The organism is Flavobacterium notoginsengisoli, from assembly GCF_014207905.1.
GTDB lineage: Bacteria > Bacteroidota > Bacteroidia > Flavobacteriales > Flavobacteriaceae > Flavobacterium > Flavobacterium notoginsengisoli_A.
Map to the genome: position 1 here is coordinate 123,265 of NZ_JACHLB010000009.1, position 12,597 is coordinate 135,861.

Annotated in this window: 12 protein-coding genes and 2 tRNA genes; 2 read left to right on the top strand and 12 right to left on the bottom strand. The window is 32.1% G+C overall.

All coding sequences use genetic code 11. The features are described from left to right. Entirely contained in the window at positions 1-912 is a 912-nt protein-coding gene (locus HNP35_RS21855; RefSeq protein ID WP_184167192.1) for a TIGR01777 family oxidoreductase, read from the bottom strand. 98 nt (positions 913-1,010) lie between these two features. On the opposite strand from HNP35_RS21855, the gene HNP35_RS21860 reads away from it, so the two are divergent. Further along, positions 1,011-1,670, top strand: a complete 660-nt coding sequence (locus HNP35_RS21860; protein ID WP_184167189.1) for a TetR family transcriptional regulator C-terminal domain-containing protein — start codon at positions 1,011-1,013, stop codon at positions 1,668-1,670. After that, positions 1,670-2,974 (top strand): ABC1 kinase family protein, encoded by a 1,305-nt coding sequence (locus tag HNP35_RS21865; protein ID WP_184167186.1) that lies wholly within the window; start codon positions 1,670-1,672, stop codon positions 2,972-2,974. Before HNP35_RS21860 ends, HNP35_RS21865 begins: the two co-directional genes overlap by 1 nt. 291 nt (positions 2,975-3,265) lie before the next feature. Here HNP35_RS21865 and HNP35_RS21870 read toward each other — a convergent pair whose 3' ends face one another. The 11 genes from HNP35_RS21870 to HNP35_RS21920 all read right to left on the bottom strand — a co-directional run bounded on the left by HNP35_RS21870 (position 3,266) and on the right by HNP35_RS21920 (position 12,593). Next, positions 3,266-4,561, bottom strand: coding sequence for a cryptochrome/photolyase family protein (locus HNP35_RS21870; protein ID WP_184167183.1), 1,296 nt, complete (start codon positions 4,559-4,561; stop codon positions 3,266-3,268). A gap of 161 nt (positions 4,562-4,722) precedes the next feature. Next, positions 4,723-5,193: an SRPBCC family protein gene (locus HNP35_RS21875; protein WP_184167180.1), complete on the bottom strand. Its 471-nt coding sequence runs from the start codon at positions 5,191-5,193 to the stop codon at positions 4,723-4,725. 15 nt (positions 5,194-5,208) lie between these two features. Further along, on the bottom strand, positions 5,209-5,649 hold the full coding sequence (locus tag HNP35_RS21880; protein WP_184167177.1) for a sterol desaturase family protein: 441 nt from the start codon (positions 5,647-5,649) through the stop codon (positions 5,209-5,211). Between the two features lie 234 nt (positions 5,650-5,883). Then, positions 5,884-6,723 carry a phytoene/squalene synthase family protein gene (locus HNP35_RS21885; protein WP_184167162.1) on the bottom strand — a complete coding sequence of 280 codons (840 nt, stop codon included), beginning with the start codon at positions 6,721-6,723 and terminating at the stop codon, positions 5,884-5,886. Between the two features lie 2 nt (positions 6,724-6,725). Continuing rightward, entirely contained in the window at positions 6,726-8,192 is a 1,467-nt protein-coding gene (locus tag HNP35_RS21890; RefSeq protein WP_184167159.1) for a phytoene desaturase family protein, read from the bottom strand. A 39-nt stretch (positions 8,193-8,231) separates the two neighbouring features. Next, positions 8,232-9,131 carry a MerR family transcriptional regulator gene (locus HNP35_RS21895; RefSeq protein ID WP_184167141.1) on the bottom strand — a complete coding sequence of 300 codons (900 nt, stop codon included), beginning with the start codon at positions 9,129-9,131 and terminating at the stop codon, positions 8,232-8,234. A gap of 213 nt (positions 9,132-9,344) precedes the next feature. Further along, the gene (locus HNP35_RS21900) at positions 9,345-9,845 is read right to left on the bottom strand and encodes a tetratricopeptide repeat protein (protein ID WP_246453641.1); all 501 of its coding nucleotides are present in this window, start codon (positions 9,843-9,845) and stop codon (positions 9,345-9,347) included. Between the two features lie 105 nt (positions 9,846-9,950). After that, positions 9,951-10,979: a hypothetical protein gene (locus tag HNP35_RS21905; protein WP_184167138.1), complete on the bottom strand. Its 1,029-nt coding sequence runs from the start codon at positions 10,977-10,979 to the stop codon at positions 9,951-9,953. A 172-nt stretch (positions 10,980-11,151) separates the two neighbouring features. Further along, positions 11,152-11,224 (bottom strand) — tRNA-Lys (locus HNP35_RS21910). Positions 11,225-11,439: 215 nt separating this feature from the next. Next, on the bottom strand, positions 11,440-12,315 hold the full coding sequence (locus tag HNP35_RS21915) for a hypothetical protein (RefSeq protein WP_184167133.1): 876 nt from the start codon (positions 12,313-12,315) through the stop codon (positions 11,440-11,442). Between the two features lie 195 nt (positions 12,316-12,510). Beyond that, a tRNA-Leu gene (locus tag HNP35_RS21920) sits at positions 12,511-12,593 on the bottom strand. Positions 12,594-12,597 lie beyond the last annotated feature (4 nt).

A 12,597-nucleotide genomic window follows, 5' to 3' on the forward strand; every position in this document is an offset into this window, starting at 1 on the left:
CTACTTCAGGCAATTTATTAAAGTTTTTTCGAGATCGTTACAGTAAAATTCAAAACCCGTTTTCTGAATTTTTTCTGAGGAAACTCGTTGTCCAGTCAGAATGACAATGCTCATTTCTCCCAAAAGTATTTTTAAAACAAAAGGAGGAACTTTAGGAAGCCAAATGGTATATCCGTAGATTTTGGCTATTATTTTAGAAAGTCTTGAATTTGTAGTATTGTCGGTAATACATGCATTATAAGGGCCTTCAAGTCTTGTGTCTTGGAGGCTTTTTAAATAAATCTGGCATAAATCTTCGACATGAATCCAAGGTAAATATTGCTTTCCAGAACCTAGAATGGCGCCAAAACCAGATTTAAAGGATGGAGTCATTTTTTTCAAGAAACCTTCGTCTTTTCCTAAAACGATGCCCGTTCTTATTTTGACAGTTCGAATATTTAAAGAGCCAATTTTATCTGCAGCACTTTCCCATTTTTGGCAAACGGTTCCTAAAAAATCATTTGCTGGAGGCGTTTCTTCTTTGCATATTTTATGGCTGGTAAAAGCTCCGTAAATTCCAACTGCCGATGCTGAAACAAAAGCTTCGAGTTTTTTATTGTGTTTTTCTAAAACAGAAAAAATCAAATCGACTGGTTTTGTGCGACTTTCTAAAATGGCTTTTTTTCTTTTATTCGTCCATCTTTTTTCTACAATTCCTTCGCCAGCAAGATGAATTATATAATCGGCATTTAAAACGGCATTTTCGTCAATATAATTCTTCTTTAAATCCCATTTGTAAAAAGTTACTCTTGCAGTATCTTCTTTATCGGAACGACTCAAAACGGATACAGAAAATCCAGCTTCAATTAAAACATCTGTTAGATGTTTCCCGATGAAGCCACTTCCTCCAGTTAATAGAACGTTTTGAAACATAATAGTTTATAATATATTTAACAGTGTATTGCGTTTGGTTATGAGTAAAGGTAGTTAAACAATGTTTACCTTTATACCAAATTCTAAATTTTAATAAGATGACGACTAAAAAGAAGGTAATTACCAAAGATGATATCGTTTCAAAATATATGGATGAGGTTTTAGAAAAAGGTCAAAAACCAAAATCGGTTTATCATTTTGCCAAAGAAAATGATTTTACCGAAGCTGAGTTTTATGCTTTTTTTGGAACATTAGAAGGTTTAGAAAAAGAAATATTTCGATTGTTTTTTGAAAACACTGTAAATCTTCTTCACAAAAATGAAGAGTATCAGCAATATGACATGAAAAACAAAATGCTGAGCTTCTATTTTACTTTCTTCGAAATTCTGACTGCCAATAGAAGTTATGTACTTCAAACACTTAAAATTGATAGAAATCCATTAAAAAACTTAGTGCAGTTAACTACACTTCGAAATAGTTTCAAAGAATATGTTGCTGAAATCTTAACTGATGATTATAGACTGGAACAAGAGAGATTTCAGAAATTTCAGGAAAAAGCCATTCAAGAATCTTCTTGGTTACAATTAATGTTAACGATTAAATTCTGGATGGAAGATGAATCTGCTGCTTTTGAAAAAACAGACATTTTTATCGAGAAATCGGTAAATGCTTCATTTGAATTGATGAATGTGGCGCCAATGAATCATCTGATAGATTTTGGAAAATTTTTGTTTAAAGAAAAAGTACACAGCAGATAATGAAAACGATCGATTATATTCCGACCTCAAAAATTGAAAGAGCTGGAAAATTGGTTCAAACAGGTGCTAAAATCGGAGTAAATTATGTGAAGCATTATGCCGAAAAAATAGTTAATCCAGATTTGAGCCGCGATAAATTGAACGAAAATAATGCTGAAGATATTTATGATGGATTGAAAAGCTTAAAAGGAAGTGCTCTGAAAGTAGCGCAGATGTTAAGTATGGACAAGAATTTTCTTCCGCAAGCTTATGTAGAGAAATTTTCACTTTCGCAGTTTTCTGTTCCGCCACTTTCTGCTCCTTTAGTTTTAAAAACTTTCAAAAGCAATTTTGGTAAAACGCCTTATGAAATTTTTGATGAATTCAATCCGAATTCGGTAAATGCGGCAAGTATTGGTCAAGTGCATTTGGCAAAGAAAAATGACAAAAAACTGGCAGTTAAGATTCAATATCCTGGTGTTGCCAACAGTATTTCTTCAGATTTGGCTTTGGTGAAACCAATTGCTATTCGAATGTTTAATTTGCAAGGAAAGGATTCTGATAAATATTTTAAAGAAGTTGAAGATAAACTGATAGAAGAGACAAACTATTTGTTAGAGTTGAAACAAAGTCAGGAAGTCGTTGACGCTTGCAGTAAAATTGAGAATATCACTTTTCCGAATTATTATCCTGAGTTTTCATCCGAAAAAATTATTACAATGGATTGGATGACAGGAATTCATCTTTCTGAATTCACAGCCAAAAATACAGATCAAGAAATAGGAGATAAGTTAGGTCAGGCGCTTTGGGATTTTTATATGTACCAGATTCATGTTTTGCGAAAAGTACACGCCGATCCGCATCCAGGGAATTTTTTGGTTGATGATCAAAACCAGTTAATTGCGTTAGATTTCGGTTGTATGAAGCAAATTCCAGAAGAATTTTATACGCCGTATTTCGAATTAATTAATAAAAATGTAATTACTGACGCAAAGCTTTTCAATGATAAATTATTCGAATTAGAAATTCTTAGACTAGACGACACGCCTGCTGAAATTGAATATTTTACTGAAATGTTTCATGAATTATTATCGCTTTTTACGAAACCTTTCCAAAACGAAACTTTCGATTTTGCCGATGAAGAATTTTTCAACGCAATTGCAGAATTAGGAAAACGTTTCTCAGCCGATACCAATTTGAAAAAAATGAATGGAAATCGTGGTTCTAAACACTTCATCTACATGAACCGTACTTTCTTCGGACTTTATAATTTAATGTTCGATTTGAAAGCGAAAATTGTGGTTGAGAATTATTTGAAGTATTAGAAGTTTTTTTGTTTCTGGTTTAAAGTTTCAAGTTTCAAGTTTCAAGTTGGCTCAACTTTATGTATAGAACTTTGTCAAAGTTTAAAACTTTGACAAAGTTTTTTTGTTTAAGCTGTCATCCTGAGCGAAGTCGAAGGACCGCAAGTAGCTCTACAAAGATTGTCGATTCGGATTGCGATCCTTCGACTTCGCTCAGGATGACAAGTTTGCGTATAAATCTGCGTAAAAAAAACCGTCCAGTAAAAACCTGAAACCTGAAACCTGAAACCTGAAACCTGAAACAAAATAACTTTATTTCAAAATCCCAGCTTTATAAGTCGCAATCGCTCGATCTCTGGCAAAAGCATGATCGACCATAGGTTCTGCATATCCGAAATCAAATTCTGGAATCCATTTGCGAATGTATTCTCCTTTTTCGTCAAACTTTTTTTGCTGAATCTCTGGATTGAAAACTCTAAAATAAGGCGCAGCATCGCAACCCGTTCCTGCAGCCCATTGCCAGTTTCCGACATTAGAAGCCAATTCAAAATCTAATAATTTTTCGGCAAAATAAGCTTCGCCCCATTGCCAGTTAATCAGTAAGTGTTTGCACAAAAAACTCGCTACAACCATACGAACGCGGTTGTGCATATATCCTGTTTCGTTTAACTGACGCATTCCTGCATCTACCATCGGGTAACCTGTTGTACCCGAACACCAGCGTTTAAAATCTTCTTCGTTATTTCGCCATTGAATTCCGTCATAATTGGACTTGAAATTATGATTGACGCAATTTGGAAAACTAAATAATATCTGGATAAAGAATTCTCTCCAAATTAATTCACTTAAAAAAGTATGATTTTTTCGGTTTGCCCAATTCACTAATTTCCTAATGCTGACTGTACCAAAACGCAAATGTGGTGAAAGATAAGAAGTGCTGTCTAAAGCTGGAAAATCTCTAGTTTCTTTATAATTGGCAATTTGTGTTAAATTATGCGGAAGGACTTTGATAGCACTTCTTTCAAAACCAATTTCAGATAAATCGGGAAATTTGAATTGCTTTTTAGTAAAATTAGATTGAAACGGAACAGCATCATATTCTGGAGCTGAACCTGAAAAGTGGTATTTCTCCAACCATTTATTTTTATAAGGAGTGTAAACCGTGTAAGGAAGTCCATCTGCTTTTGTGATTTCTTTTTCTTCAAAAATAACATGGTCTTTATATGAAAAACATTCGATGTTTTTTTCTTTCAATAAAGCCGAAATTGTTGTGTCACGTTTAATGGCAAAAGGTTCATAATCTTTATTAAAGAATACATTTTGAATGTCAAATTCATCAATAAGTGATCTCCAAACATCTTTTGTTTTTCCTTTTTTGATTAAGATTGAAGAATCTAATTTCTCTAATTCTGAATTTATTTTTGCAAGCGAATCATAAATAAAAGTTACTCTAGCGTCATTTTTTGGAAGATGTTCCAAAATATCTTCATCAAAAATAAATAACGGAATTACTGGTGAATCAGATTGTAAAGCGTGAAATAATCCCGTATTGTCTTCTAAACGTAAATCACGTCTGAACCAGAAAAAGGAAACTTTTTGTTTTGTCATTGTTGAGTGTTATTTTTTAAACACATAGAGACATAAGTTTTAGTTTTCTTTAGAAAGTTAATTAAAAAGAAACTCGTTTCTTCACACATAGCTATGTGTGTTTATATAAGTGAAACGCCTTTTTTCAATTAAAAAAACTATGTTTCTATGTGTTTGAATTTTTAAGCATTTTTCGAATTAAACAACTCTTCGATTTTATTATATCGATAATCGAAAATGCTTTTAAGTTTGTTTTTTACTACTAATTGGTTCGCGATTCGACCTAAGATTCCGAAAGGAAGGGCGTAATGAACAACATCTGTCATTTTGGTTCCGCCATCTTGCGTGCGCTCAAAAAAGTGTTTGTGATGCCATAATTTGTATGGACCAAATTGCTGAATATCTACAAAATACTCATTTTCTTTACAAGCCGTAATTTCGGTAACCCATGAAACTTTTATTCCGAAAAGCGGTTTTAAAGTATAAGTAATTATCTGTCCTTGATACATGCGTTTATCATCAAAATCCTGAATTTCGAAACTCATATTATCGAGTGTAATAGTCTGGAGATTTTTTGGGCTTGAGAAAAAATCCCAACAGTCTTCTACACTTGCATTAATATGCTGTATGGTTACTATTTTGTATAATTTCATCTCCTTAAAGTCAATTTACATTTTATAATATTTAAAAGGCACGAACAACATTCCGAAACATTCTCCTTTTTCTTTCTGTAAATGTTTGTGATGAATTTTATGTGCTTTTCTGAGTCCGATTAAGTATTTGTTTTTGGTGTTTTTAAACCATTTAAAACGCTGATGAATTAACACATCGTGAATTAAAAAATAGCAAACACCATAAAGTGTAATACCGCATGCGATGAAAAACAAATAATTAAATCCGCCTTGAACGCCGAAATAAAATAAGATAATACTCGGAGTGGCAAAAATGACAAAGAAAATATCATTGCGCTCAAAAGTGTTTTCATATTTTGGCTGATGATGATCGGCGTGAAAATACCACATAAATCCGTGCATAACGTATTTGTGGGTGAGCCAAGTAACACATTCCATGAAGAGAAAAACGCCTAAAAATATTAAGAAAGAAATCATTCTTTATAATGTTGAATTAATAAAAGTATTATTTAATTTTTTTTGAGTTGAACTGCAAATTATAAATTGTTGACTCAAAAAGTTTTTGTTTTTATAAATGATTATTAACGCATTTTTTGTCATCCTGAGCGAAGTCGAAGGACCGCAAGTAGCTCCGCAATCTTAGACGACAATCTTTGTCGAGCTTCCCGTGGTCCTTCGACTTCGCTCAGGATGACAAACGTTTGGTTTAAATTAAACCAACTTCAATTTATAAGTCACAAAAGACTGCGCCAAAAGTCCCGCTTTTGTATAATTAGAAACTCGTATTCTAGAATTTCCAATTTCATAATAAGGCGTGTTTTTGAGTTTTTTGAGTAATTTTCTATAATAAATGTAAGCTGTATAAACGCCGAATTTAGCTTCAATCGGAAGTTTTACAATTCCTTGATAGGCAATTCTAAAATCTTCTTCAATTTCTTTAATGATTTGTGTTTTAGAATCTTCGTTGAAATTATTCAAATTAATTCCCGGAAAATATGTTCGGTTTAAGATCGTATTGTCATCTTTCAAATCTCTCAAGAAATTTACCTTCTGAAAGGCAGAACCCAAACGCATAGCTTCATTTTTCAATTGTTCGTATTTATGTTCTTTTCCAGAAACAAAGACTTTCAGGCACATTAGCCCAACAACATCGGCAGAACCATAGATATAGTCGATGTATTCTGCTTGTGTTTGATAGTTTGATTTTATCAGATCCATTTTCATGCTTTTTAAGAAAGCCTGAACCAAATCGTCTGTAATATTATATTCTTTGACAGTATGCTGAAACGAATTTAAAATTGGGTTTAAGCTAATGCCTAATTCCATTGCTTTGTAATATTCTTTTTCGAAATCATCGATAAGATATTCTTTTTCATATTCGTGAAAAGAATCTACGATTTCGTCAGCAAAACGAACAAATCCATAAATGCTGTAAATGGCATCGCGAATACTTGGCGAAAGCATTTTTACAGCAAGCGAAAATGAAGTGCTGTAACTTTTAGTTACTAATTTGCTGCATTTGAAAGAAACGGCGTCGAATAGTGATTTCATTTTTAAGATCTTAGTGATTTTTGAATTAATTCAGCTGCTAGTTTTCCTGAAATTAAAGCAGGCGGAACACCTGGGCCAGGAACAGTTAATTGTCCTGTAAAAAACAGATTCTTGACTTTTTTGCTTTTTAATTTTGGTCTTAAAAAAGCCGTTTGCAATAATGTATTTGCCATTCCGTAAGCATTTCCTTTGTATGCATTATAATCTGTTACAAAATCATTTTTGCAGAATGTTCTCTTAAAGATAATGTTATTTTTTATCTTTTGTTGTGTAAGTTGTTCAAAACGAGTGATTATCTTTTCAAAATATTCTTCTCGAAGTGTTTCGGTATCTTCAATTCCGGGAGCAAGCGGAATTAAGAAAAATCCAGATTCCATTCCGTCTGGAGCAGCGGTTTTATCCGTTTTCGATGGGAAATTGGCATAAAATAAAGGAGCTTCAGGCCATTTTGGATTATCGTAAATATCAACAGCGTGCTGATTGAAATCGACATCAAAAAATAAAGCATGATGCGAAACGTTTTCTATTTTTTTATCAAAACCAACAAAAAATAGGAGAGAAGAAGGAGCAAAAATTCTATTTTCCCAATATTTTTCAGAGTACATTCTGTGCTCTTTTTCGAGTAAAGTTTCGGAATGCTGATAATCGGCACCACTTAAAACTATATCTGCTTTTATGATTTCGCCGTTTATAACAACTCCTTTTGCTGTTTTGTTTTCAACGATTATTTTCTCAATTGGTGAATTGGTTTTGATTGTAACGCCAAGTTCTAGAGCTAATTTTTCAATTCCGCGAACGACATCAAACATTCCCGTTTTTGGATGCCAAGTTCCTAAACCAAAATCGGCATAATTCATAAAATTATAAAAAGAAGGAGTTTTGGTAGGTTTTGCCCCCAGAAATAAAACAGGAAATTCTAAAATCTGAATTAAGCGTTCGTTTTTAAAATTCTTGCGGATATCAGCACTCACATTTTTAAAAAACTGATTGAGTTTTAATGCTGTCTCTTTTGTAATTAACTCGAGAGGAGAAATTCCTGGACGATATACCAAATCTTTAATAGCAATATCATAATTGCTTTTAGCGTGATCGATAAAGTTTTGCAGTTTTTGACCGCTGCCTTTCTCGATGGTTTCAAAAGTGTATTTTATTTCTTCGAGATTATCGTAAATGCTAATAAAATCATTAATTCCAAAATAAACCCGATAGGCAGGATTTAATTTTATAAGCTCATAATAATCTGAAGGTTTTTTATTGAAGTCTTGAAAAAAACGTTCGAAAACATCTGGCATCCAATACCAGCTTGGGCCCATGTCAAAAGTAAAACCGTCTTTTTTGAATTGTCTTGCGCGACCTCCGATAGTTGAGTTTTTTTCATAGATAGTAACCTCGTTTCCTTGTTTGGCAAGGTAACACGCGGCCGCTAAAGAAGAGAAGCCAGAACCTATTATTTGGATAGTTTTTCTCATTTGTTTAACAAATATAAGAAAAACTTAAACAAAATAAAATTAGATCATGTTAATAGTTTCCTCCATAGAATCAAAAATTCGAATTCTTTCGTGTAAAACTTTCTGATCTATATGTTCTACCATTTGCCCCATAAGCCAGATTTCATTGTTCTTTTGCAGTAATTTTTGCCCCATTGATTTTACATATTGATTGATTACGCTTCTGTCTGGCTGAATAGTCATGAATGAAACGAATGTAATGTTTTCAAAATGTTTGGTTAAATCCTGTAAATTCTCAATCGGCATACTTTCTCCCAAATAGATGGTTTTGTATCCTTTGTCTAAAATTTCATATTGCAGATACAATAATCCAATTTGGTGAATTTCGTTTAGTGGAAGCGATAAAACAAAAATTCTATCTGTTTTGGTAGGTTTTCTAATTTGAAGCGCTTCGGTATAAATTAGGATTTTTTGTTTAATCAAATGACTCATAAAATGTTCATTTGCTGGCGTAATTGTTTCCGATTGCCATAATAATCCAAGTTCTTTTAAAAGCGGCAAAAAATGTTCTTTAAAAACCTCTTTAAAAGTCTTTTCAGAAATAAGCCAATCAAAAGTGTTGAAGAATAATTCTTGGTCAAAATTCATCATCGCCATTTTGAAAGAGGTGATGGCATAGTTTTGCGAATTTTTCTTAGAAATTATTTCGCGTACCAATTGCGGTATTCTTTCTTCTGGATATGTTGCAATTTTAGAAATCTTATATCCATATTCATGCAATAATGTAATATTTAAAAGCTTCTGTAAATTATGAAGATTATAAAATCGGATATTCGTATCAGTACGCATTGGTTCAAGAATATTATATCTTTTTTCCCAGATGCGAATGGTATGTGCTTTAATTCCAGATAAGTTCTCCAGATCTTTAATACTGAAAACAGTTTTAATATTGTTTATCATTTTTTGCAATTAAGGTCAACAAATGTAAAACAAAATCTTAGATGTATCCTTAAAACTACATTAAAAAGATAGAGATTTGGTGGTTTTGGTATTTAAAATATATTTTTACAATAAAAAAAGTATATTATTTTTTAAGAAAATTATTACTTTGATAAAAAAGTAAGCAGTCTGTAAGAATAAAATCTACACAAACTGCTTATTCTTAATTTGAAATTATTTGCAGAAAGTGGCTTTATTTTTGGCGGCACTTTGACTTCCTAATTCTATCGCTTTTGTAAAATCTTTACAGGAGTTTTTTTTATCTCCTATAGAGTTGTAGGCAAGACCTCTAAGATTGTAAGCGATATAATCTTTCGGGTTTAAACCTAATGAAGAAGTGCAATCGTCTATTGCGCCTTGAAAATTTTGTAATTTGTAATTGACGTTTGCTCTTCCTGTAAAAGCATCAGCATTCATGCTGTCAAGGTCAATTGTTTTGCTAAAATCTGTTTGAGCACCCTTTAGGTCGTTTAACTTGAATTTTGCTACACCTCTGTTGTAATAAGCTTCGGCAAATTTAGTATTCATATTAATAGCCTTTGTGTAATCGGCGATAGCGCCTTTGGTGTTTCCAGCTTCGGCCTTTTTCATTGCTTTGTCAAAATAAGCAGTTGCAGATTGCGCCCAAGTAGAGCAGGTAAGCATCATGATTGATGCTATTAGTAGGTTTTTCATAAACTAATTTGGGATTAGTGATTAATTATTTCCAAACGAATTTAAGAAAGTTTTGTTTTGTAAGAGAATCTTCTCGATAAAATTAAGGTTAGTAAATTAAAAATATTAAGGATTATAATACTCAATTTGCCGATTTACAGTTCTAATTACGGACTGATTTTTTGTGTAAGTTTTTCTAATCCAGTTTTTAAATTTATCATATTCAATAGTAATGTCTGTAATTTCTAAATCTTCTTCTTTTGCAGTTATGTCAGACTTCCATTTGTTGATTAGTTTTTGAGGATAAACGTAGTAATTATAATATCGGCTTAATTGTTTGTTTCCAAAGTAGTAATTGCTGTTAGTTACAGTAGAGTCTTTGTATTTGTACGTCGATGTAGAGCTGTATAGGAAGCCTTTCTCGAATATCTCTTCTATTTCAAAAGAGAATTTGCTGTTCTTGAAGCTTTTTGTAACTTCTTTTCTGGCGCCTGCATCGGTAGATTTTATAACAATTGAAGTATCTTTTATTTTTTGATACTCATAAAGTGTCTGTTGTTCGGGAAAAAAAGACAATTGATTCTCATTAACAATAAGTGTTTTGCCGCTTGGGTTTTTGGGATTGTTGTATAAATCTTCAATCAGTTGGTTTTGATTGTTGTATTTGTAAGTTCTGTAGTCTTGCAATTTATTGTTGACATAATGATCCTGTTTAGTGACTAAATTGTTAGCGAAATAATTAATGTATTTTTCTTGAGAATTTCCTCTGTCAATTATAGTAGAGTCAGGAAATACTGTTTTTGTGCTGTAATATTGTCTAGCGAAAGTTTTAAAACTTGCTTCCTCTTGATAAGATATTGTTTTGATTCTTTCCAAATCGTCCAATTCGACAATTTGCCATGAATCTCCCAAGAATTTATTGCTGTTTTTTACGGTTTCTATTTTTCCTTTTATAGAAAAACTGACTTCAGATATATTTTTTATAGTGTCTTTCTTGTAGTCAATAGCATAATCCTTGAGAATTATTTTTTTAACTTGTTTTTTGAATTCGATGTTTTGCGGTTGAGGGGTGTATAGGTTTTTATTGATTTTGCTATATTGACAGAAGCTTAGCTGATGCAATAAAAGTAAAAAGAATGCTAAAGTGTTTTTCATTAATTAAGAAGAAGTAATAGATTTAAAGAGGTGTAAAGTTAGAATTCTTTCAAAACTAAGTATTTATTCTTACAACTTCAATAAAAGCTTTTCGTAATTCTAAACCAGCAATTCTTTTTTGTTTATGATTAGAAAATAAAAAAGGTCAAGTAAAATATTACCTGACCTTTTGTGACCCGACTGGGGCTCGAACCCAGGACCCCATCATTAAAAGTGATGTGCTCTACCGACTGAGCTATCGAGTCTTTTTGTTTTCTTCAATGAGGGTGCAAATATAAGTACTTTATTTAGCTTGTTAAGCCTTTTTTGAAATGAATTTTGCAATAAATTTTAAGAAGGATGATAAAACTCTATTTTACAGTCTAATAAGTCTTTTGTTTTTTTGTGGCTTTTAGGTAAAGTGTTCAAGTTAAGTTGTGCTTTTTAAAGATTTTACAGATTTCTCTTTCATGAATACGTTTTAATTAGTCCAATTTTCAATTTTGCCATTAGTGTTTAAGAAAATTTGGATATAAATCTCTTCTGATATCGGTTTCCCTTTGTCTTTTATTATATCAAATTTTAAAGATTTCAAGGCATTAAGTATTTTGCTTGTGCAAAAGTCTAATTCGTCTTTTTTAAAAAACTCTTCGATTTCTTTGTCTGTGTACGCCATTCGTACTTTTGAAACGTTTCCATTCGAGTCAATTGTAACAAGATATTTGCTACCGCAGTCTGCGCCACTTTTGTCTTGCCATTTTTCTTTTTTAAGCTTTTTGAAGAAAATGTCAGAAATCTTTTTTTGGTCTTTTCTGTTTTTTCTTTTAGGATCATCAATATAGTTGCTTACATCTTCAGTTTTTAAAACAACTCCATTTGAAATGGTGATCAATTTTTCTTTTTCGAATATTTTATAGAAAACGCCATCCCATCGTAATACTTCATTTGTTCTTGGGAAATTTAAAATCCCTTCAAACCAGTCAATATGAACTCTGTCGTTTTTTAATTTCTCTCCAAAGATCGATTTGAGTTTTTCTAAAGATTGAGTTTTGTCGATTTTTCTATTAATGAGTTCTCCGCAATTAATTATGTCAACAATAAATAAACTATCGTTTTCTATTTTATAAATGGCTTGATAGCCTCTCCAGCAATTAAAAGAAGAATTGCCTCGAAAGCTTAATCCAAATAATGTATTGGTGTTTGCTGTGTCTTTTTTCTGTAAATACTTTTCGAGTATGAGGTTGTAAGTTGCAATAGTGTCTTTTTTGTAAATGATAAAATCAGGCATTTGTGGACTTGCAAGAATGCTTAAAGGAGTAATTGCAAAGATTAAGATTAAAAATATTTTTCTTATCATTTTACTTACGTTACTATTTTGTTTGGTATTAAAACAAATATATTATTAATATTCTTATTGTGAATTGTATGAATTGCTAAATAAGTATTGCTGGAGTGATGAGCCTGCTGAACTTAGTGGATCAAAGGAGAAATTTTGAAGCCATAAAAAAATCCTGCAAAAAAAAATCTTTTGCAGGATTTGTAGTTTGTTTAGTGACCATGGAGGGATTTGAACCCTCACGCCCTTGCGAGCACCACCCCCTCAAGATGGCGAGTCTACCGTTTCTCCACATGGCCTAAA